Annotated in this window: 19 protein-coding genes; 5 read left to right on the plus strand and 14 right to left on the minus strand. The window is 70.5% G+C overall.

Annotation, left to right across the window (positions count from 1 at the left end; all coding sequences use genetic code 11):
• Position 1: 1 nt before the first annotated feature.
• The 4 genes from AB0G47_RS18460 to AB0G47_RS18475 form a co-directional block, all read right to left on the minus strand.
• Positions 2–772: an ABC transporter permease gene (locus tag AB0G47_RS18460; RefSeq protein ID WP_135330127.1), complete on the minus strand. Its 771-nt coding sequence runs from the start codon at positions 770–772 to the stop codon at positions 2–4.
• On the minus strand, positions 769–1,713 hold the full coding sequence (locus AB0G47_RS18465; protein WP_360770602.1) for an ABC transporter ATP-binding protein: 945 nt from the start codon (positions 1,711–1,713) through the stop codon (positions 769–771). The genes AB0G47_RS18460 and AB0G47_RS18465 overlap by 4 nt, the downstream gene beginning before the upstream one ends.
• Before the next feature lie 86 nt (positions 1,714–1,799).
• Positions 1,800–2,792: a sigma-70 family RNA polymerase sigma factor gene (locus AB0G47_RS18470; RefSeq protein WP_360770605.1), complete on the minus strand. Its 993-nt coding sequence runs from the start codon at positions 2,790–2,792 to the stop codon at positions 1,800–1,802.
• 177 nt (positions 2,793–2,969) lie between these two features.
• A complete protein-coding gene (locus AB0G47_RS18475; RefSeq protein ID WP_360770607.1) occupies positions 2,970–4,610 on the minus strand; it encodes an IclR family transcriptional regulator C-terminal domain-containing protein in 1,641 nt (546 codons plus the stop codon).
• A 165-nt stretch (positions 4,611–4,775) separates the two neighbouring features.
• Here AB0G47_RS18475 and AB0G47_RS18480 point away from each other — a divergent pair, with 165 nt between their 5' ends.
• From AB0G47_RS18480 to AB0G47_RS18490, 3 genes are all read left to right on the plus strand, one after another.
• The gene (locus AB0G47_RS18480) at positions 4,776–5,954 is read left to right on the plus strand and encodes a 4-hydroxybenzoate 3-monooxygenase (protein ID WP_360770610.1); all 1,179 of its coding nucleotides are present in this window, start codon (positions 4,776–4,778) and stop codon (positions 5,952–5,954) included.
• A 67-nt stretch (positions 5,955–6,021) separates the two neighbouring features.
• Positions 6,022–7,398 (plus strand): aromatic acid/H+ symport family MFS transporter, encoded by a 1,377-nt coding sequence (locus AB0G47_RS18485; protein ID WP_360770613.1) that lies wholly within the window; start codon positions 6,022–6,024, stop codon positions 7,396–7,398.
• A 67-nt stretch (positions 7,399–7,465) separates the two neighbouring features.
• Positions 7,466–8,386: a Bax inhibitor-1/YccA family protein gene (locus AB0G47_RS18490; RefSeq protein WP_360770616.1), complete on the plus strand. Its 921-nt coding sequence runs from the start codon at positions 7,466–7,468 to the stop codon at positions 8,384–8,386.
• An 89-nt stretch (positions 8,387–8,475) separates the two neighbouring features.
• On the opposite strand, the gene AB0G47_RS18495 is transcribed toward AB0G47_RS18490, so the two are convergent.
• Entirely contained in the window at positions 8,476–8,706 is a 231-nt protein-coding gene (locus AB0G47_RS18495) for a DUF4287 domain-containing protein (RefSeq protein WP_055545457.1), read from the minus strand.
• 102 nt (positions 8,707–8,808) lie between these two features.
• Here AB0G47_RS18495 and AB0G47_RS18500 point away from each other — a divergent pair, with 102 nt between their 5' ends.
• A complete protein-coding gene (locus tag AB0G47_RS18500; RefSeq protein WP_360770620.1) occupies positions 8,809–9,120 on the plus strand; it encodes a hypothetical protein in 312 nt (103 codons plus the stop codon).
• 52 nt (positions 9,121–9,172) lie between these two features.
• Here AB0G47_RS18500 and AB0G47_RS18505 read toward each other — a convergent pair whose 3' ends face one another.
• From AB0G47_RS18505 to AB0G47_RS18515, 3 genes are all read right to left on the minus strand, one after another.
• Positions 9,173–9,991: a hypothetical protein gene (locus AB0G47_RS18505; RefSeq protein WP_360770863.1), complete on the minus strand. Its 819-nt coding sequence runs from the start codon at positions 9,989–9,991 to the stop codon at positions 9,173–9,175.
• A gap of 243 nt (positions 9,992–10,234) precedes the next feature.
• Complete coding sequence (locus AB0G47_RS18510; RefSeq protein ID WP_360770623.1) at positions 10,235–11,455, minus strand: acetyl-CoA C-acetyltransferase; 1,221 nt, start codon at positions 11,453–11,455, stop codon at positions 10,235–10,237.
• Between the two features lie 280 nt (positions 11,456–11,735).
• Positions 11,736–12,755, minus strand: coding sequence for an SGNH/GDSL hydrolase family protein (locus tag AB0G47_RS18515; protein ID WP_360770626.1), 1,020 nt, complete (start codon positions 12,753–12,755; stop codon positions 11,736–11,738).
• Positions 12,756–12,912: 157 nt separating this feature from the next.
• Between AB0G47_RS18515 and AB0G47_RS18520 the strand changes: the two genes are divergently transcribed.
• On the plus strand, positions 12,913–14,304 hold the full coding sequence (locus tag AB0G47_RS18520; RefSeq protein ID WP_360770628.1) for a cystathionine beta-synthase: 1,392 nt from the start codon (positions 12,913–12,915) through the stop codon (positions 14,302–14,304).
• A gap of 245 nt (positions 14,305–14,549) precedes the next feature.
• Here the strand turns inward: AB0G47_RS18520 and AB0G47_RS18525 are convergent, their stop codons facing one another.
• The 6 genes from AB0G47_RS18525 to AB0G47_RS18550 all read right to left on the minus strand — a co-directional run bounded on the left by AB0G47_RS18525 (position 14,550) and on the right by AB0G47_RS18550 (position 19,878).
• Positions 14,550–14,975 (minus strand): hypothetical protein, encoded by a 426-nt coding sequence (locus AB0G47_RS18525; protein ID WP_360770631.1) that lies wholly within the window; start codon positions 14,973–14,975, stop codon positions 14,550–14,552.
• A complete protein-coding gene (locus AB0G47_RS18530) occupies positions 14,962–16,410 on the minus strand; it encodes a cytosine permease (protein ID WP_360770634.1) in 1,449 nt (482 codons plus the stop codon). Before AB0G47_RS18530 ends, AB0G47_RS18525 begins: the two co-directional genes overlap by 14 nt.
• 64 nt (positions 16,411–16,474) lie before the next feature.
• Positions 16,475–17,410 carry an ABC transporter substrate-binding protein gene (locus AB0G47_RS18535; protein WP_360770866.1) on the minus strand — a complete coding sequence of 312 codons (936 nt, stop codon included), beginning with the start codon at positions 17,408–17,410 and terminating at the stop codon, positions 16,475–16,477.
• A gap of 20 nt (positions 17,411–17,430) precedes the next feature.
• Positions 17,431–18,102 (minus strand): ABC transporter permease, encoded by a 672-nt coding sequence (locus tag AB0G47_RS18540; protein WP_360770637.1) that lies wholly within the window; start codon positions 18,100–18,102, stop codon positions 17,431–17,433.
• 1 nt (position 18,103) lies between these two features.
• Positions 18,104–18,751: an ABC transporter permease gene (locus AB0G47_RS18545; RefSeq protein WP_360770640.1), complete on the minus strand. Its 648-nt coding sequence runs from the start codon at positions 18,749–18,751 to the stop codon at positions 18,104–18,106.
• Positions 18,748–19,878: an ABC transporter ATP-binding protein gene (locus AB0G47_RS18550; protein WP_360770643.1), complete on the minus strand. Its 1,131-nt coding sequence runs from the start codon at positions 19,876–19,878 to the stop codon at positions 18,748–18,750. Before AB0G47_RS18550 ends, AB0G47_RS18545 begins: the two co-directional genes overlap by 4 nt.
• Positions 19,879–19,911: the final 33 nt, after the last annotated feature.

Genomic DNA, 19,911 nt, shown 5'->3' on the forward strand with positions numbered 1-19,911 from the left:
ACTACCCTCTCTGCGGGACGATTTGGAAGTACACGGCGGTCATCACGAAGTTCGTCACGAACAGCAACATGAAGGTGATGACCACGGCCTGGTTCACCGCGTCACCGACGCCCTTGGGACCGCCCTTGGCGGTGAGCCCCTTGTACGAGGCGACGATCGCGGCGATGGCGCCGAAGACCAGGGCCTTGAGCTCCGCCGCCCAGAGGTCGGACAGCTGGGCGAGGGTGGTGAACGAGGCCAGATAGGCGCCCGGAGTGCCGTTCTGCAGGACCACGTTGAAGAAGTAGCCGCCGGCCACCCCGACGACCGAGACCAGGCCGTTGAGCAGCACCGCGACGACCATCGACGCGAGGACCCTGGGCACGACGAGGCGGTGGATCGGGTCGATGCCGAGGACCTGCATCGCGTCGATCTCCTCGCGGATCTTGCGCGCCCCGAGATCCGCGCAGATGGCGGTGCCGCCGGCCCCCGCGATGAGCAGCGCGGTGACGATCGGCGAGGCCTCCCTGAGCACCGCGAGCACCGAGGCGGCGCCCGAGAACGACTGCGCGCCCAGCTGCCGGGTCAGGCTGCCGATCTGCAGCGCGATCACCGCACCGAACGGGATGGAGACGAGCGCGGTGGGCAGGATCGTGACGCTCGCGATGAACCAGGCCTGCTGGATGAACTCCCGTACCTGGAACGGGCGTCGCGGCAGCGTCCGCAGCACGTCAAGGCCCATCGCGAAGAGACTGCCCGAGTGCCGCAGCGCTCCCTTGGGCGACAGACTCATGCGCCGCTCACCTCTTGAGCCTCTCGCGCCTCTTCGTGCTCGGCGATCGCCTGCCAGCGGGGCGGGCGGTCGATTCCGGGCCCCGGAAGGAGCCGCGGGGTCATCTCGGCGACGCCCACGCTGTCGGCGGCGCCGCCGTTGCCGAAGTGCACCGCCTCGCGCGCCATCGTGGCGGCGTCCTTCTCCTCGGCCATGCCGATCGGCCCCTGCATCCGGCCGTTCAGGAACTGCCGTACGACTGGCTCGTTGCTGGTCAGGAGCTGCTTGCGGGGGCCGAACATCACCAGTTCACGGCGGAAGAGCAGCCCGATGTTGTCGGGGACCTGGCGGGCCGACGCGATGTCGTGCGTGACGATCAGGAAGGTCGCGTCGATCTGCGCGTTGAGGTCGACGATCAGCTGGTTGAGGTAGGCCACCCGGACCGGATCGAGGCCCGAGTCGGGCTCGTCGAAGAGAATGATCTCCGGATCGAGCACCAGGGCCCGTGCCAGACCGGCCCGTTTGCGCATCCCGCCGGATATTTCGCCGGGCAGCTTGTCCTCGGCGCCGATCAGGCCGACCATGTCCATCTTTTCGAGCACGATCTTCCTGATCGCGCTCTCCTGCTTACGGGTGTGCTCGCGCAGCGGGAAGGCGATGTTGTCGTAGAGGTTCATCGACCCGAACAGGGCGCCGTCCTGGAACAGCACGCCGAACAGCTTCCGCACCTCGTACAGGTCGTGCTCGCGGAGCTTGGTGATGTCCGTGCCCGCGATCCGGATCGACCCGCGCTCCGGCTTGAGCAGTCCGACGAGGCTCTTGAGGAAGACCGACTTGCCGGTGCCCGAGGGGCCCAGCATGACCGAGACCTCTCCGGCGGGCAGTGTCAGCGAGACGTTCTGCCAGATGACCTGGTCGCCGAAGGACTTGGTCAGCCCTTCCACGCAGATCTCGACACCCATCCGGTTCACCCTTCGCCGTGAGCAGCTCTCTCATCTGCTCTACGGGGAAGGGCGCCCCGTCCGTCGCGGAGAAACCGAAGTTTTTTCTACGGGACCTGTGTGACGCCGTCGGCGGGCAGCTTCGGGGCCGTGGGTACGGACACCTCCGGCGGCTCGACCGATACCTCGGGGACGTCGGGGGAGGGCACCGCGGGCAGTGTTTCCAGGGCCGGGAGCGGCACCTCGGGCAGGGAAGGCAGCACGGGCAGCGAGCCGTCGTCCTGCGCCGTGCCGGGGGTGGTCGTCGACGGGGCCCGGCGGGAGCTGTCCGAGGGCGCCGCCCCGCGCTCCGGAGTCCGCGCGTCATCGGCCCCGTCGGACACGGAGGACACGGAGGACACGGAGGAGACGGAAGGGGCGGGCCGCGCCGGTCCTGGCCGGTCCCCGTCGAGGACGCCCGGCAGGACGAACCCCGCCACGGCGAGGGTCGCCGCCGTCGCGGCCACGCCCACCACCTGCACGCTCCCGCCCGGACGCGGCCCGCGCCCGCACAGCCACAGGGCGAGCCCAAGGGTCGCGGCAAGCGCCGTGCGCAGTGTGCGCCGGGCCCTGGCGAGCAGCGACTCGGCCGTCCGGTAGCTCAGGCCCATCTTCTTGGCGACCTGACCGACGTCCAGGTCCTCGGACTTGAGCCAGATCGCCTCCGCCTGCCGCGCGGGCAGCTCCCCGCTCCGCGCGGCCAGCCACCGCGCCTCCGCCCGGTCGCACACCGCGTCGTCGACGGGCACCTGGCCCGGCGCGACCAGCTTGGGGCTGCTGCGCACCTCGGCCTCGCGGCTGACCTGCCGGTACCGGTCGACACACAGCCGTATGGTCACCGTCGTCAGCCAGGCGCCGAGCCGCTCGTCGTCGAGCTGCGGACGCTCGGCGGCGCGCAGCATCGCCTCGTGCACGGCGTCCTCGGCGTCCTCGGCGCTCATGGATCTGCGGCGGGCAACCCGCAGCAGTTCCTCGCGGTGACTCCACGCGCGCTGCCACCGGTCGAGGTCCGCCTCGTCGGCCGCCCCGCCCGCATGCGCAGGGTGCATGTCCGTCGCCATGAGGGCTCCTTCGCGCTCACCCGCCGGTTCTGTCCTCCCGGCGGCGACGCGACATTACCGTTCGGTATCCAGCGTTGTGCAGGGGGCGGCGCTCATCGATTCCGTACCGTTGCCGACCGGCTGATCGGCGGTTCGACCCCGGCTCGGGGCACTTTCACCGCCCCCGTGCGGGAGCGCTCAGGGCATGCGTACGGAGTTGAAGCGGGCCGCGGTGTGCAGGTCGGTCTCGATCGCCGCCGCGGTCTCGCGCAGGGCCGGCAGCAGGGCATCGACCGTCTCGCTCAGCGGGGCGGTGCCCGCGTGCTGGGCCACGTTCAGGGCGGCGACCACGCGGCCGTCCGCGCCCTTGAGCGGTACGGCGACCGAGCGCAGGCCCTCCTCCAATTCCTCGTCCGCGGTGGCGTAGCCGTCGGCGGCGGCCCGGTCGAGGATGCGCCGCAGCTCCGCCGGGTCCGTGACCGTGCGCCGGGTGAGGGCCTTCGGCGGCTCGGCCGCCAGCAGACGGGCGCGGTCCCGCTCGGGGAGCCCCGCGAGCAGGACGCGGCCCATTGCGGTGGGGTGGGCGGGGAAGCGCGTGCCGAGCGTGATGTAGACGCTCATCACGCGGACCGTCGCCGCCCGCGCCACGTACAGGATCTCCGTGCCGTCGAGCACCGTCACCGACGCCGACTGGTGGACGCGGCCGGTCAGTTCGCGCAGATGCGGCTCGGCGATCTCGGCGAAGCCCAGGCGGGAGAGCCGGGCGTAGCCGAGCTCCAGGATGCGGGGGAGCGGACGGAAGAGGCGACCGTCGTGCGCCGCATACCCCTCGAGTTCCAGGGTGTGCAGACAGCGGCGTGCCGTGGCCCGCGGCAGTCCGGAGGCCTCAGCGATCGCGGTGAGCGGCAGTCCGTCGCCGCGGGCCCGGCCGAGCGCGCGCAGGACGGCGAGGCCGCGGGCGAGCGACTGGAGGAAGCCGGGGCCCAGCTCGGCCTTGGCGTCGGCGGTTTCGAGAGTCTGAGTCTGAGTCTGATCGGGCGTCAACTCGCCTTCCTCGTACGGCGATGGGGCGGCCGGCAGTGCTTCCAGGTGTGCCGCCTCCTCGCGCAGCCTCGGAAGGACCAGTTCCGCGAGGCCCTGCGCCGTGTGTCTGCTGGTGTGGCTCACCGCGGACAGGGCGTACCGCACGCGGCCCGCGGCGTCGCGCACCGGGACCGCCGTCGCGATCAGGCCCGGTTCGATCAGCTGGTCGTCCACGGCCCACCCCGCGGCGCGCGAGTGCGTCACGCGGTCCGCGAGGCCGGGGACGCGGGGCGCGGGCCCTGGCGGGAGCGCGGGGAAGGCATGGCCGTCCGGATCGGCGGCCACGCGCGCGTGCCACGCGGCCCAGCCCGTCTCGTCCCACTCGGCGGCGAACAGGGCGCCCGGAGCGCACCGTTCGGCGGGCAGCAGATCTCCGATGCGGAAGGCCACGGACATCGCGCGACGGCGCGCGGCCTGCGTGACGAAGCGGACGCCGTCGCCGTCCGGCACGGCAAGGGACACCGACTCGTCCAGCTCGTCCGCGAGCCGTGCGGTGCGCGCCGCCACCTCGCCGGTAAGGCCGCTGGCCGCCAGATAGGCGTTGCCGAGCTCCATGAGGCGCGGGGTGAGCTGCAGCTCCTGGCCGCTCTCGCGTACGTATCCGAGCCGGGCCAGGGTCGCCACCACCCGGTCCACGGTCGAGCGGGCCAGGCCCGTGGCGCGGACCAGATCGCCCGCTCTGGCCCTGTCCGCGGCCGCGAGGGCGCGCAGCACCGCGAGGCCGCGCTCCAGGGGGCGTACGGACTCTTCGGGCATGGCGCCGCTCCTCGTGGCCGTGGAAAGCCGTCGAAATGGGTGCCCCGCAACCGTTGACAGCCGCTGGGTCCGGTCGGAGACTCCCGTCAGCACATTATGAACGAAAGTTCACCAGGCGAACAAGTCGAGTCGAGCGGGCTGGTTCGGAAGCGAAGGGAACGATCGATGCGCACCACCGTCGGAATCATCGGGGCCGGACCCGCGGGACTGCTCCTCGCCCGCCTGCTGCACAACGCCGGCATCGATTCCGTCGTCCTGGAGACCCGGGACCGCGCCTACGTGGAGCAGCGCCAGCGCGCCGGAATCCTGGAGCAGGGCAGCGTGGATGTCCTTCGAGAGGCCGGCGTGGCTGCCCGTATGGACCGCGAAGGCATCCCGCACGACGGCATCGAGCTGCGCTTCGACCGCCGCAGGCACCGCGTCGACTTCCCCGCCCTGACCGGCGGCCGGTCCGTGATGGTGTACGCGCAGACCGAGGTCTGCAAGGACCTCATAGCCCTCCAGCTCGCGGCCGGAGGACCGCTGCTCTTCGAGGCGGAAGCGCTCGCCGTCGAGGGCGCCGAGAGCGAGAATCCGCGCGTCCGCTTCCGGCATCAGGGCCGCGAGGACCTCCTGGAGTGCGACTACGTAGTGGGCTGCGACGGCTCCTGGGGCGTGGCCCGCAAGGCCGTGCCCGCCGATGTTTCGCAGGTCTTCGAGCGGACGTACCCCTTCGGCTGGCTCGGCATCCTCGCCGATGTGCCGCCCTCGCACGACGAGTTGGTCTACGCCCGCCACGACCGCGGCTTTGCGCTGCTCTCCATGAGGTCGCCGACCGTCACGCGCGCGTACCTCCAGGTTCCGGCGGACACGGACGCCGCCGACTGGGGCGACGAGGAGATCTGGGACGAGCTCGACCGCCGCCTGGAGACCGACGACCCCTCCTGGACGCTGAAGCGCGGACCCGTCACCGCCAAGTCCGTGACGCCCATGCGCAGCTACGTCCACGAGCCCATGCGGCACGGCCGGGTCTTCCTCGCCGGGGACGCCGCGCACATCGTCCCGCCCACCGGCGCCAAGGGCCTCAACCTCGCCGTCGGCGACGTCGTCACCTTCGCCCGCGCGCTCGTCGACCTCCGCGAGACCGGCTCCGACGCCCGCCTCGATGCGTACTCGGAGACCTGCCTGCGCCGCGTCTGGCAGGCCGAGCGCTTCTCGTACGCGATGACGACCATGCTCCACCGCGGCCCCGAAGCCACCCCCTTCGACGACCGCATCCAGCTCGCCCAGCTGGACCGCATCACCACCGCGCGCTCGGCCGAGGCCGACCTCGCGGAGGGCTACACGGGCTTCCCCCTCGACTGAGCCCGCACCGCCGTACCCCCTGGAAAACCCCCGTCCCCACCAGGTCCCACAAAGAAGTGAGAGCCCCGTGACCGCTCCCCAGAGCGCCGCCCCCGAGCGCACCTTTAGATCCGTCGCCCCCGTCATAGCCCTGTGCTGGCTCGTCGTCTTCTTCGACGGCATGGACGTCAACATCTACGGCGCCGTGATGCCGCACCTCATCGACGACAAGGGCTTCGGCTTCACCACGTCGACCGCGGGCACCATCGGCTCCTGGACCACCTTCGGCATGCTGATCGGCGCCCTCGGCTGCGGCACGCTCACCGACTGGATCGGCCGCAAGCCGATGGTCACGGGCAGCGTCGCGCTGTTCTCGCTCGGCTCCGCGGTCTGCGCGCTCGCGCCGAGCGCCGCCGTCTTCGGCGCCGGACGCTTCATCGCCGGGCTCGGGCTCGGCGGTCTGATGCCGATCAGCCTCGCGATCGTCGCCGAGTTCGCGCCGAAGCGCAGGGCCGCGCTCGCCACCGGCCTGATGATGACCTCGTACCACGCGGGCGGCATGGCGGCCACGGGCCTCGGCCTCGCGCTCGGGCCCGACCACGGCTGGCGCGTCGTCTTCTGGGCGGGCGTCATCCCCGCCGTCGTCGCCATCCCCCTCGTACTGAAGTGGCTGCCCGAGTCGCCCGGCGTGCTCCTCGCCAAGGGCCGCACCGGCGAGGCCGAGGCGGTCGCCGCCCGCTACCTGCTGCCGTCGCCGACCCTCGCCGAAGCCCCCGAGGCCGGCGCCAAGGGCCGCTTCTCCGCCGTGGCATCCCTCTTCACCCCGGGACAGCGCCTCGCGACCCCGCTCCTGTGGATCGCCTCCTTCGCCGGACTGCTCCTCGTCTACGGCGTCTCCACCTGGCTCCCCGAGCTGATGCGCGCCTCCGGCTACTCGCTCTCCTCCTCCGTCACCTTCCTCATGGTGATCAACGCGGGCGGCATCATCGGCATGCTGGTGGCAGGCCGTGCCGCCGACAGGTTCGGCGCCATGCGGATCTCCGCGATCTGGTTCCTGCTCACCGCCTGCGGCGCCTTCCTGCTCAAGGCGGAGTTGCCGCTCGGTGTCGCGTACGTGATCGTCTTCGTCACCGGCATCTGGCTCTTCTCGGCGCAGGTCATGGTTTACGCGTCTGCTCCCTCGGTCTACACGCCGGCGCAGCGCGCCACGGGGCTCGGGTGGATCACCGGCGTCGGGCGGACCGGCGCGGTCGTCGGGCCGTGGCTGGGAGGCGCCGTCGTCTCCGGCGGAAACGCGTCCCTCGGATTCACCACGTTCGCCGTCGCCGCCGTGCTCGGTGCGGTGGCGATCTCCCTGGTGCCACTCGTCCGGCGCAGCCGCCGGACCCCGGCCGCGGCGGGAACACAGGGCCCTTCCTCTGTCGTTCTTGGTCACAAGGAGGGAAAGATCCTCCCCAAGCACTAGGGTCTTCCTTTTGCCTACGCATTACTCTTGAGCAAAAGCCACGCCCGGTGGCCCATGGAGGAGTGAGATGAGGAGCAGCAACCCGGTCTTCTCGCGACGGGGGTTCAGCCGCGACAACGGCTACGCGGGCTTCGGCCAGCAGCCGCAGGCCGGGGGACCCGCGGGCGGTACGCAGACCCAGTACGCGCAGGGCAATCCGTACGCGGGCGCGGGCCAGCAGGCCCCCACCAACCCGTACGCGGCCAACCCGTACGCCCAGCAGGACCTGCAGTACGGCGCGCCGCAGGCGCCCGTGACCACTGCGGGCCGCATGACGATGGACGACGTCGTCATGCGTACGGCCACGACGCTCGGCACCCTCGTGGTGACCGCCGCGCTCGCCTGGGCGCTGCTGCCGGTGGACGACGCGAACATCAGCAAGTCCTACGGCATCGCGATCGGCGCGGGCCTCATCGCGATGGTGCTCGGCCTCGTCCAGGCCTTCAAGCGCAAGGCGTCGCCCCCGCTGATCCTGACGTACGCCGCGCTCGAAGGCGTCTTCCTCGGCGTCGTCTCCAGCGTCGTCGACAACCGCATCGCGAGCGGCGCGGCCATGCAGGCCGTGCTCGGCACGATGGCGGTCTTCATCGGTGTCCTCATCGCCTACAAGGCGGGCTGGATCCGGGTCAACCGTCGCTTCTACGGCTTCGTGATGGCCGCGGCGATGGGCTTCCTGCTGCTGACCGCGGTGAACCTGCTGTTCGCGGTCTTCGGCGGCGGCGACGGCCTCGGCTTCCGCAGCGGCGGCCTCGGCATCGTCTTCGGCATCGTCGGCATCCTGCTCGGCGCGTGCTTCCTGGCCCTGGACTTCAAGCAGGTCGAGGACGGCATCGCGTACGGCGCTCCGAAGGAAGAGGCCTGGCTCGCGGCGTTCGGTCTGACGATGACGCTGGTCTGGATCTACCTGGAGTTCCTGCGCCTGATCGCCATCCTTCAGGGCAACGACTGACGCACGTCGGTCAAGAGCTGACAGCCGAAGGGCCCCGCGGAACAGATGTTCCGCGGGGCCCTTCGCCGTGTGTGTGAGGGGACAGGGGGTCAGAGGAACTTGCGTGCGGCCCTCCGCAAGTCGTACTCGTGAATGATTGCCTTGGCATGGCCGTACGCGAGGTTGTGTTCGGCGCGGAGCCAGCTGACCTTCTCCTCGAAGCGGAAGAGAGAAGGGCCTTCGTCCACGGCGCGAAGCCAGTCGGAGACTTCACGACCGGTGCAGTGGGGGATGCGGGCGAGCAGATTGCGGTGGGTCTCCTCGGAGAAGACTTGGGACATCGGCGCCTCCGGACGCGTCGCGATGTGTTCCGTCCTTCACGCCACCGTGCCTGAGCGTTGGGGCGTTGGCAACAGTCCCGTCTCGGCGCATAGGGTCGCCGGGTGCTTGATACGACGCCTTTGACGGCCGCAGTGGACCATTTCGCCGATCGGTTGCGGGCCGCCCCGCAGAGTCGCCTGCAGCGGGGGGCGGCGGCCGAAGCGCTCGCTCTGGCCAGGGAATTGGCGGCGTGGGCGCAGCGGATCGAGGTGCCCGACGAGGAGCCGCGGGAGATGCCGGACGCCGGGATGTTCGCGGCGGCCGACCAGATCACGGTCGCGGGGCGGGACCTGGCCCTCGTACTGGAGGACGAGCGCCAGTTGGCGGAAGCGCTGACGCTGGTGGAGAAGGCGCAGAAGCGCGCGTCGGTCTGAGGCCGCCCGGCGCGGGGTCTGAGGGGTGGGGACCCTCAGACCAGGGGGACGGTCAGACCGAGGCGATGACGCGGTCGGCCAGGATGTAGACGTTCTCGGTGCCGCACTCGAACGTGAGGGCGTAGGCGCCGGAGACTCCGGAGCCGCCGAGCAGGACCGGGGTGTGGCCGTCGCGCAGGGCGTCGGCGAGTTGCTCCGCGGTCTCGCGGTGGCCCGGCGTCATACAGAGCGTCGTGCCGTCCGCGAAGACATAGACGTCCAGGGTGCCCAGCGGGCCCGGTCGGACGTCGGCGAGCGCCGTGCGGGCGCCGGCCAGCTCCTCCAGACAGGCGACCGTGCGCTCGTGGTCGCCGTGGCCGTCCGTGTGGGGAGTCTGGACCGGTACGAAGTCCGGGTGCGAGGGGTGCCTGCGGCGGGCCGCGGCCAGCTCGGGGGAGTCGCCCGCGAACTCGTCGCTCTGCTCGGCGTAGGGCTCGATCACCGGCTCGAGGCTGTCCGCCTCGATGCCCGCGAGATCCGCCTGGCGCGGCAGGAACAGCTCGTCGGCCATGTCGGAGAGCCCCGGCAGACCGCTGAGCAGGGACGGCGCGTCCGACGCGTCGCGGGCTTCCTGGGCGGCCCAGAAGGCCCGCGCCTCGGCGAGCTCGCGCTCCCGCTCCTCGGCGAGCGCTTCGGCCACGGCCGCGCGTATCTCGTCGGTGTCCGGAGTGGTGCGTGCCGCGGGCACGATGGGGCGCCCCGTCGCGGCTTGGCTCTGGGCCAGCTCGGTGCGCAGGGCCGTTATCTGCTTCCGCAGACCGTGCACGGCGTGCAGGGCGGCGGCGCCCACGGCCGTGGCGGCAGCCGTGGAGAGCAGCAGGGCAAGAGGCATGGCGCTCACTGACGTACTCCCGGTTTCAAGTCGACCCCCGACTTCCTACATCAGCTTGAAGCCTGCACGATCCACCTGTCAGTGCATTACGTCACGAATTGGACAGGTCTTTTGGCCCGGTGTTTATCCACAGATGTGCTCTGACCTGGGCATATGCATCTCCCCCAGGAGATAGGTCACATCCTGGGGGAGATTGAGTCACGAATCAATGGAGGCGCTGGGGATCCGCAGGGGTCCAGAGGGTCAGCTGAGGCGCTCGATGACCATCGCCATGCCCTGGCCGCCGCCGACGCACATCGTCTCCAGGCCGAACTGCTTGTCGTGGAACTGGAGGGAGTTGATGAGCGTGCCGGTGATGCGGGCGCCGGTCATGCCGAAGGGGTGGCCGACGGCGATGGCGCCGCCGTTGACGTTCAGCTTGTCGAGCGGGATGTTCAGGTCGCGGTAGGAGGGGATCACCTGGGCGGCGAAGGCCTCGTTGATCTCGAAGAGGTCGATGTCGTCGACGGTGAGCCCGGCGCGCAGAAGCGCCTGCTTGCTGGCCTCGACCGGGCCGAGGCCCATGATCTCGGGGGAGAGGCCGGTGACGCCGGTGGAGACGATGCGGGCGAGCGGGGTCAGGCCGAGCTCGCGGGCCTTGGTGTCGCTCATGATCACCAGGGCGGCGGCGCCGTCGTTGAGCGGGCAGCAGTTGCCGGCCGTGACGAGGCCGTCGGGGCGGAAGACGGGCTTGAGGCCCGAGACGCCCTCGACGGTGACGCCGGCGCGGGGGCCGTCGTCCTTGCTGACGACGGTGCCGTCAGGGGTGGTGACGGGGGTGATCTCGCGCTCCCAGAAGCCGTTCTTGATGGCTTCCTCGGCGAGGTTCTGCGAACGGACCCCGAACTCGTCCATGTCCTGACGGGTGACGCCCTTGGCGCGGGCCAGGTTCTCGGCGGTCTGCCCCATGGCGATGTACGCGTCCGGGATCAGCCCGTCCTCGCGCGGGTCGTGCCAGGAGGAGCCCTCCGACTTGGACACGGCCTCGGTGCGGGCCTCGGCGTCGGCGAAGAGGGGGTTGTGGGTGTCGGGAAGGCCGTCGCTGGAGCCCTTGATGCTGCGGGAGACCATCTCGACGCCCGCGGAGATGAAGACGTCGCCCTCGCCCGCCTTGATGGCGTGCAGGGCCATGCGGCTCGTCTGCAGGGAGGACGAGCAGTAGCGGGTGATGGTGCAGCCGGGGAGGTGGTCCATCCCCATCTGTACGGCGACGATGCGGCCGAGGTTGTGCCCCTGCTCGCCGCCGGGCAGGCCACAGCCGAGCATCAGGTCGTCGATCAGCTTCGGGTCGAGCTCGGGGACCTTGGCGAGGGCGGCCTCGATGATGGTGGCGGTCAGGTCGTCCGGGCGCAGATCCTTCAGCGAGCCCTTGAAGGCGCGACCGATCGGGGTGCGGGCGGCAGAGACGATCACGGCTTCGGGCATCAGGGCACTCCTGTGACGAGGGGGCAGGGCTCTCTGGGAAGTTACCTGCACGTATCGCTGTCGGTCATCGGGCGGGGACTGTGACGCGGAACGCATTTTTCTAAGCGCCCGCTCAGGCCGTGGGCCTTGGGCGGAGGGGGGCGGTTTCCTGGCTGCGGGCCGGTGGGGGCTTGGCGCGCAGTTCCCCGCGCCCCTGAAGGGGGCGCAGGCGGTCGCGCCCCTTCAGGGGCGCGGGGAACTGCGCGATCAGCCACAGTGGGCCCGCAGATTGTGAACAGCGTCAGTTCGGCAGCGGAGACGGATCCGGGGTGTGGATCCGGCGGCGCCGCCTGCGCTTCAGGAGGGCCCAGGGGCCGCGTGGCCCCGTAGGCATCGCGGCAGCGACCTCCGTGCCGCCCTCCGACGCGGCCTGCGCCGCCGCGCGGGCCACCGGCAGGAAGCCCTCCCGGCGGGACACGTCGGGGCGCTCCTCCTCCGGCCACAGGCCAAGCGCCGCGCAGAGGGTCGGCAGGACCGCCATGGCCGCCGTCGCGTACCCCTCCGCGGAGGGGTGGTAGTTGTCGGGGCCGAACAGCTCCCGCGGGTTCGCCGCGAACTCGGGGCCCAGGAGGTCGCCGAGCGAGACCGTACGGCCGGCCTGCTCCACCACGCCGATCGTCTGCGCCGCCGCCAGCTGCCGCGAGACCCGGCGGGCCATCCAGCGCAGGGGCTGGTAGACGTTCTCCACGGTGCCGAGGTCCGGGCAGGTGCCGACGACCACCTCCGCGCCGACCGTCCGCAGCCGCCGCACCGCCGCCGCCAGGTAGCGGACCGACCGTGTCGCCGGCATCCGGTGCGTCACGTCGTTCGCGCCGATCATGATGACGCAGACGTCCGGGATCCAGCCCGAGGGGTCGGAGAGGATCAGGGACACCTGGCGGTCCAGGTCGTCCGACTGGGCCCCCGGCTGCGCCACGTTCCGCAGCTCCACCGGACGCTCCGCCACCGCCGCGAGCCCCGAGGCGAGCAGCGCCCCCGGGGTGTGCCGGGCCCGGTGCACCCCCTGCCCCGCGGCCGTCGAGTCGCCGAACATCGCGAACCGCAAGGGCTCGGCGCCGTCCTGCCGCTCCGCGAGCGCCCCGCCGTACAACCCATCGGCCCGTGGCGGCGCCGCATGCGCCCCGTTGTTGCCCACCGAACGCTTCGCCAGCTGCACCTCGGCGAGGACCACCCCCACGGTCGCCGCGCCGAGCAGCCCGATGCCTCCGCCGCCGTACGCGGCGCCCGCGGCGATCCGCCGCGCCACCCTCGCCCTCGACATGCCCTGCAGCCACCTCCTCGTAGCCATACCGCCGTACATCCACTCATTGCCCCGTAAGGGCGGTCGGCCAATCGTGATCGGAGGTGAACGGGCGACCAGGAGTCTTACGCTTACGACACACCCATTCGTCGCACTACATGGCAGCCCGGAGACAACGGTGCAATTCCACGACTCGATGATCAGTCTCGTCGGCAACACCCCGCTGGTGAGGCTCAACAACGTGACCGCGGGCCTTCAGGCCACGGTCCTGGCCAAGGTCGAGTACTTCAACCCCGGCGGGTCGGTGAAGGACCGCATCGCACTGCGCATGATCGAGGCGGCCGAACAGAGCGGGGAGCTCAAGCCCGGCGGCACGATCGTCGAGCCGACCTCGGGTAACACCGGCGTCGGCCTTGCGATCGTGGCCCAGCAGAAGGGCTACAAGTGCATCTTTGTGTGCCCGGACAAGGTGTCCCTGGACAAGATCAATGTGCTGCGGGCGTACGGCGCCGACGTCGTCGTCTGCCCCACGGCCGTCGACCCGGAGCACCCGGACTCGTACTACAACGTCTCCGACCGCCTGGTGCGTGAGACCCCCGGTGCCTGGAAGCCCGACCAGTACTCGAACCCGAACAATCCGCTCTCCCACTACCACTCAACCGGCCCTGAGCTGTGGGAGCAGACGGAAGGAAAGATCACCCATTTCGTGGCGGGCATCGGCACCGGCGGCACGATCTCGGGGACCGGCGGATATCTGAAGGAGGTGTCCGGCGGCAAGGTCAAGGTCGTCGGCGCCGACCCCGAGGGGTCGGTCTACTCCGGCGGCTCCGGTCGGCCGTATCTCGTCGAGGGCGTCGGTGAGGACTTCTGGCCGACGGCGTACGACCGCAATGTGACCGACGAGATCATCGCGGTGTCCGACAAGGACTCCTTCCAGATGACGCGGCGCCTGGCCAAGGAGGAGGGGCTGCTCGTCGGCGGCTCCTGCGGCATGGCGGTCGTGGCGGCGCTGCGGGTCGCCGAGCGGCTCGGCCCGGACGATGTGGTGGTCGTGCTTCTCCCCGACTCGGGCCGTGGCTACATGAGCAAGATCTTCAGCGACGAGTGGATGAACGACTACGGGTTCCTGGAGCAGGCCGGCGACCAGCCTCGCGTCGGTGACGTACTGAGCCGCAAGGAGGGTGGCAAGCTGCCCTCGCTCGTTCACATGCACCCGGAGGAGACGGTCGGCGAGGCCATCGAGGTACTGCGTGAGTACGGCGTCTCGCAGATGCCCATCGTCAAGCCGGGCGCGGGTCACCCCGACGTGATGGCGGCGGAGGTCATCGGCTCGGTCGTCGAACGCGAGCTTCTGGACGCCCTGTTCGCGCAGCGCGCCTCGCTCGGCGACCCGCTGGAGAAGCACATGTCCGACCCGCTGCCGCAGGTCGGCTCGGGCGAACCGGTCGGCGACCTGATGTCGGTGCTCGGCGCGGCCGACGCGGCGATCGTGCTCGTCGAGGGCAAGCCGACGGGTGTGGTGAGCCGTCAGGACCTGCTGGCTTTCCTCGCGGAGCAGCAGGGGCAGTAGCCACCGGGTGTGCCGTGGGCCGAACTTCGCGGAAGTGGTACGAGCGCGTCACGTCCGCGCAGCACCCGCTTAACACGGCTCCGGCACATTGGTCGTTGTCGGCGTACAGGAACTCCGGAGCGGCTCCCGGACCTCTGAACGCCCGGACGCGAGGCCCGGCCTGACCCGGCCCGCGTCCCCCGCGGGGACCGCCGTCGTCCCGCCCCCTGGGAAACCGGGGGTGCGGCGGTCCCCGCGCATGAACTTCAGTCGTCCCACTCCGACTTCCGGCCGTCGCGGTCCCCGCGGCGGCCAAAACGCATGCCGCGCATCGCGTGCACCCCGTTCACCCCGACGATGCCCGCCCAGGTGACGAAGAGGCCCGGCAGGTCGGCGTTGACCACGCCGATCGCCGAGAGGGGTATCGCGAGGATCAGTGAGACGACGCCGAAGCCGAAGCGCTCGCCCCATGAGTCCACCGCGTTGTCGGGCGCGCGGGAGCCGCGGGCGACGACCATCTGCTGCTCGGCCATGTGCCGGCGCATCCGCCGGTCGATGGTGCCGTCCAGGCGCTGCTCGACCTTCCCGAGGAACGAGTCGACCAGCGCGGACTCATACTCTTCGCCGAGCTCTCTGCGGGCGTGCAGAGTGGCGTCGAGTTCCTTCTTGAGTTCGGCGTCACGGGCTTCCATGGTTCTTTACCGTACGCAGCTCGGATGCCTCTGGCAGTGGGGCTATCCCCCCATTCTCATCGGGGTTCAGCCCTAGGGTGGCGCCGCGCCGGGCCAGCAGCCAGTACAGGACCGCCGGTACGACCAGGCCCACGATCCACGACACGTCCGCGCCGCCGAGCGGCTCGACCAGCGGGCCGGTGTAGAAGTGCGTGACCAGGAACGGGAGCTGGGCGAGCAGGCCCACCCCGTAGACGACGAGGGCGTCCCAGCGCCATGCGCCGTACCGTCCCGCAGGGTCGGAGAGCGCCGGGATGTCGTAGCGCTCCTTCGAGATCAGGTAGTAGTCGACCAGGTTGATCGCCGACCACGGCGTGAAGAACGTCAGCAGGAAGAGCAGGAAGTCCTTGAACGAGGTCAGGAAGCTGTCCTTGCCGAGGAGCGCCACCGCCGTGCCCGCGACCATGATCAGCGCGATGTACACCGCCCGGCCGCGCTGCGAGAGGACCTTCTGACCGCGGAAGCCGCTGACGCTGGTCACCATCGACATGAAGCCGCCGTAGGTGTTGAGCACGTTGATGGTCAGCTTGCCCAGCGCGATCACGAAGTACAGGAACGATGCGATCAGGCCCGTGCCGCCCAGGCCGACGACGTATCCGACCTGGTTGGCGAGGAACGCGTCCCCCGCGGTCGCCGCCACGAGGACACCGAACGTCATCGACCACTGCGAGCCGAGCGCGGACCCGGAAAGGGTCCACCAGAAGGTCGCCTTGCCCGACGTCGCACGCGGCAGATAGCGCGAGTAGTCCGCGACGTAAGGACCGAAGGCCAGCTGCCAGGACGCCGAGAGGGAGACGGCGAGCAGGAACATCGGCAGGTCGAAGTGCGCGTCGGAGAGGAGCGCGGAGAGGTCGACGCGGTCCAGGAGGCGGATGCCCAGGTAGACGAAGGCCAGCGCGCAGATCACGCTCGCGACCCGGCCGAGCGTGTGGATGACGCGGTAGCCGACCGCCGCCGTCACCGCCGTGACCACCGCGAAGACGATGATGCCGGTGGTGTCGTTCGTGTGCGTCAGCTCGGCCGTGGCCTGTCCGGCCAGGACGCTGCCGCTCGCGAAGAACCCGACGTACATCACGATGACCAGGAGCAGCGGGACGACCGCGCCCTTCACGCCGAACTGGGCGCGGGACTGGATCATCTGGGGCAGGCCCAGCTTCGGGCCTTGCGCCGAGTGCAGGGCCATCACCGCGCCGCCGAGCAGATTGCCGAGCAGGAGCCCGACGACCGACCACACCACGTCGCCGCCGAACACGACGGCGAGCGCGCCGGTGACGACCGCGGTGATCTGAAGATTGGCGCCGAGCCAGAGGGTGAACTGGCTGAACGCGGTGCCGTGCCGTTCGTCGTCGGGGACGACGTCGATGGAGCGCCGCTCCACCAGATCCTCAGCTGCCATGCCGCTCGACTCCCCTGCTTCCTCGTAAGTCCGCTTTTTGTAAGTCCGGTTTTCCGTACGTGCGTTACTTCTTCGTCAGGCCGAGGCGCGCCGCCCAGTCGTTCGCGACGTCCTCCGGGTCCTTCTTGTCCTTGTCCACCAGGCGGTTCAGCTCGGTGAGTTGCTTGGTCGTCAGTACGCTCCCCAGGCGGGCGAGGGCCCTGCGCACCGTCGAGTCGGCCTTGCGGTCGGCGATGAGCGGGACGACGTGCTGGCCGGGGATCAGGTTCTTGGGGTCGGTGAGCACGACCCACTTCTCGGCGGCGATGTCGGTGTCGGTGGTGAAGAGGTTCGCCACGTCCACGTCGCCCTTCTTCAGGGCGCCCTTCACCAACGGACCCGAGGAATCAAGGGACTTGAACTCCTTGAACTCCACGCCGTAGACGTCCTTGAGGCCGACGGCGCCCACGGTGCGCTTCTTCACCTCGGGGGCGGCGCCGATGACGAGCTTGCCGTTGTGCTTTGCCAGATCGGCCAGGGACCTGAGGCCGTACTCGTCGGCGGTCTCCCGCGTGACGGCGAAGGCGTCGGAGTCCTCGGCCCGCCCGTAGGGGAGGATCTGCAGCCCGCGGGGCAGCGCCATGGCGAGGGCGTTCTGCATCTCGCCCTCCTCGGTGGCCTTCGCCTTGGGGTCGAGGTAGTGCAGGAGCGCGCCCTGGTACTCGGGCAGCAGGTCGATGTCGCCGCCCTTGAGCGCGGGGATGAGGATCTCGCGGGTGCCGAGGTTGGGGCGGACGTTCGTCTTCACCCCGGCCGCTTCGAGGGCCGCGGCGTAGAGGTAGCCGAGGACCTGGTTCTCGGTGAAGTTGGCGGTGCCGATCGTCACGCCGTCCTTGCTGGAGCCGCCGCCCCCGCCGGCGGCGCCCTGGCCGTCGAGGGAGGTGATGCCGCCGCTGCAGGAGGCGAGCGCGGGCACGGACGCGGCGGCGAGCAGTCCGCCGAGGAGATTTCTGCGGTTGATGGGGGACATCTGGCTTGCTCCTAGGCCGACTTGGCGGGGCGGTGGCGGAAGAGGGCGCGCTGCAGTGCGGAGAGCGCGAGGTCGAGTACGACGGCGACGACCGCCACGAGCACGGCTCCGCCGAGGACTTGGACCAGGTCGCGCTGGGCGAGCCCGTCGAAGACGTACCGGCCGAGCCCGCCGAAGGAGACGTACGCGGCGATGGTGGCCGTCGCCACGACCTGGATCAGCGCGAGCCGGAGCCCGGTCATGATCAGCGGCATGGCGAGGGGGAGTTCGACCTGGAAGAGCACCTGGTGCCAGCGCATGCCCTGGCCCTTTGCCGCGTCCTTCACCTCGCGGTCGACGGCGGTCATCCCCGCGTAGGTGTTGGTGACGATGGAGGGCACGGCGAGCGCGACGAGCGCGATGTAGACGGGCCACATGGAGAGCCCGCTGGCGAGGAAGACGAGCACGACGAGGCCGACGGTGGGCAGCGCCCGGCCGAAGCTCGACAGGTTGATGGCGAGGAAGGCGCCGCGCCCGGTGTGCCCGATGAGCAGGCCGAGCGGCAGCGCGATGGCGGCCGCGATGAGCGTGGCGAGCAGCGAGTACTGGAGGTGCTCGGCGAGGCGGTGCCCGATGCCGTCGGGCCCGGCCCACTGATCGCCGCTGACCAGCCAGGCGCCGAGGTCCTTGAAGAGTTCGTACATGTCACGCGCTCCTCTTGCGGCGGGTCCAGGGCGTCAGGACGTACTGGAGGGTGACGAGCAGCGCGTCCGCGACGAGCGCGAGGAGCAGGGTCAGGACCACGCCGACGATGACGGGGGTCGGGAAGTTGCGCTGGAACCCGTCCGTGAAGAGCTGTCCCAGACCGCCGTCGCCGATGTACGTCGCCACGGAGACGAGAGAGATCGCCATGACGGTGGCGATCCGTACGCCCGCCATGATCACGGGCAGGGCGAGGGGGAGTTCGACGGTGAGCAGGGTGCGCAGCGGGCGGGTGCCCATGGCCTTCGCGGCTTCCTTCGTCTTGGCCGGTACGGAGTCCAGGCCCTCGACGGTGTTCCGCAGGAGCACGACGAGCGTGTAGATCGTCAGGCCGATGACGGTGGTGGTGCGGGTGAGCCCGCTGACCGGCAGGAGCAGCACGAAGACGGCGATGGACGGGATGGTGAACAGGACGTTCGAGAGGCCCAGGAGCAGTCCGCGCAGGGGGCGCACGCGATGCGCGACGACGGCCAGCGGGAGCGAGATCAGCAGCCCGAGCAGTACGGCGGTGAGGGCGGCCTGGAGGTGCGAGAGCGTGAGGGTGGTGAGGTCGCCGGTGTGGTCGGATATCCACGACCAGTCGATGGTCATGCGGGGCGCTCAGCTGTGGCGGGGGTGGCGTCCTTCGGGTGCGGGTCGTCTTGGGTTGCTCGCGCAGTTCCCCGCGCCCCTGACGGGGCGCCCTCGCGGCCTTGCTCGTGCGCCACGCCCGCGTGCTCATGGATGTCGTCCCGGGACGTCACCCCGGTCAGGACGCCCGCCGCGTCGACGCGGGCGACCAGGCCGCTGGGGGCGGCTATCGACTCGTTAAGGGCGGAGAGCAGCGAGTCGGTGTCACGCAGCGGGCGTACGGGAACATCCGCGGCCTGCGCGTCCTTGTGCCGCCAGGCCACCGGGGCCCCCGCAGCGTCCAGCCGCAGCGTCCATGCGCCGCCCTCCGGAGCCGGGGCCTTGGGGACCTCCGCCAGCATCGTCAACGACAACAGCTTCAGGCCGCGTTCGGCGCCCAGGAAGTCGGCGACGAAGTCGTCCGCCGGGCGGGCCAGGAGTTCGGCGGGGGACGCGCACTGGATGAGATGGCCGCCGGTGCGGAAGACGGCTATCCGGTCGCCGAGCCGTACGGCCTCGTCGATGTCGTGCGTGACGAAGACGATGGTCTTGTTCAACTCCCGCTGGAGGCGCAGGAGTTCGTCCTGCAGCTGGGTGCGGACCACCGGGTCCACCGCGCCGAAGGGCTCGTCCATGAGCAGTACCGGCGCGTCCGCGGCGAGCGCGCGGGCCACGCCGACGCGCTGCTGCTGGCCGCCGGAGAGCTGGTGCGGGTAGCGCTTGCCCGCGTCGGCGGTGAGGCCGACCGTCTCCAGGAGTTCGGCGGCCCGCGCCCGCGCCTTCCTGCGGCCCCAGCCGAGCAGCAGCGGCACCGTGGCGATGTTGTCCAGGACCGTGCGGTGCGGGAAGAGCCCCGACTGCTGGATCACATAGCCGATGGAGCGGCGCAGTTCGGCCGCGTCCTGGCGCAGGACGTCCTTGCCGTTGACCTTGATCGTCCCTGAGGTCGGGTCGACCATCCGGTTGATCATGCGGAGCGTCGTCGTCTTGCCGCAACCGGAAGATCCGACGAGGACGGTCACGCCGCCTTCCGGCATCTCAAGTGTGAGGTCGTGGACCGCGGTTGTGCCGTTCGGGAAGCGCTTGTGGACCGTATCGAATTGGATCATGAGGAGTCCCTTGCCCGGCTGTATATCGTCATG

The organism is Streptomyces sp. NPDC021622 (genome assembly GCF_040640795.1).
Lineage (GTDB): Bacteria > Actinomycetota > Actinomycetes > Streptomycetales > Streptomycetaceae > Streptomyces.

Bases quoted from the DNA above. Each gene is read 5' to 3' on its own strand.
- AB0G47_RS18530 (WP_360770634.1), bottom strand. From the start codon at position 16,410: ATGGCAGCTGAGGATCTGGTGGAGCGGCGCTCCATCGACGTCGTCCCC.
- AB0G47_RS18490 (WP_360770616.1), top strand. From the start codon at position 7,466: ATGAGGAGCAGCAACCCGGTCTTCTCGCGACGGGGGTTCAGCCGCGAC.
- AB0G47_RS18545 (WP_360770640.1), bottom strand. From the start codon at position 18,751: ATGACCATCGACTGGTCGTGGATATCCGACCACACCGGCGACCTCACC.
- AB0G47_RS18470 (WP_360770605.1), bottom strand. From the start codon at position 2,792: ATGGCGACGGACATGCACCCTGCGCATGCGGGCGGGGCGGCCGACGAG.
- AB0G47_RS18550 (WP_360770643.1), bottom strand. From the start codon at position 19,878: ATGATCCAATTCGATACGGTCCACAAGCGCTTCCCGAACGGCACAACC.
- AB0G47_RS18480 (WP_360770610.1), top strand. From the start codon at position 4,776: ATGCGCACCACCGTCGGAATCATCGGGGCCGGACCCGCGGGACTGCTC.
- AB0G47_RS18475 (WP_360770607.1), bottom strand. From the start codon at position 4,610: ATGCCCGAAGAGTCCGTACGCCCCCTGGAGCGCGGCCTCGCGGTGCTG.
- AB0G47_RS18465 (WP_360770602.1), bottom strand. From the start codon at position 1,713: ATGGGTGTCGAGATCTGCGTGGAAGGGCTGACCAAGTCCTTCGGCGAC.
- AB0G47_RS18460 (WP_135330127.1), bottom strand. From the start codon at position 772: ATGAGTCTGTCGCCCAAGGGAGCGCTGCGGCACTCGGGCAGTCTCTTC.
- AB0G47_RS18495 (WP_055545457.1), bottom strand. From the start codon at position 8,706: ATGTCCCAAGTCTTCTCCGAGGAGACCCACCGCAATCTGCTCGCCCGC.
- AB0G47_RS18505 (WP_360770863.1), bottom strand. From the start codon at position 9,991: ATGCCTCTTGCCCTGCTGCTCTCCACGGCTGCCGCCACGGCCGTGGGC.
- AB0G47_RS18515 (WP_360770626.1), bottom strand. From the start codon at position 12,755: ATGTCGAGGGCGAGGGTGGCGCGGCGGATCGCCGCGGGCGCCGCGTAC.
- AB0G47_RS18525 (WP_360770631.1), bottom strand. From the start codon at position 14,975: ATGGAAGCCCGTGACGCCGAACTCAAGAAGGAACTCGACGCCACTCTG.
- AB0G47_RS18510 (WP_360770623.1), bottom strand. From the start codon at position 11,455: ATGCCCGAAGCCGTGATCGTCTCTGCCGCCCGCACCCCGATCGGTCGC.
- AB0G47_RS18540 (WP_360770637.1), bottom strand. From the start codon at position 18,102: ATGTACGAACTCTTCAAGGACCTCGGCGCCTGGCTGGTCAGCGGCGAT.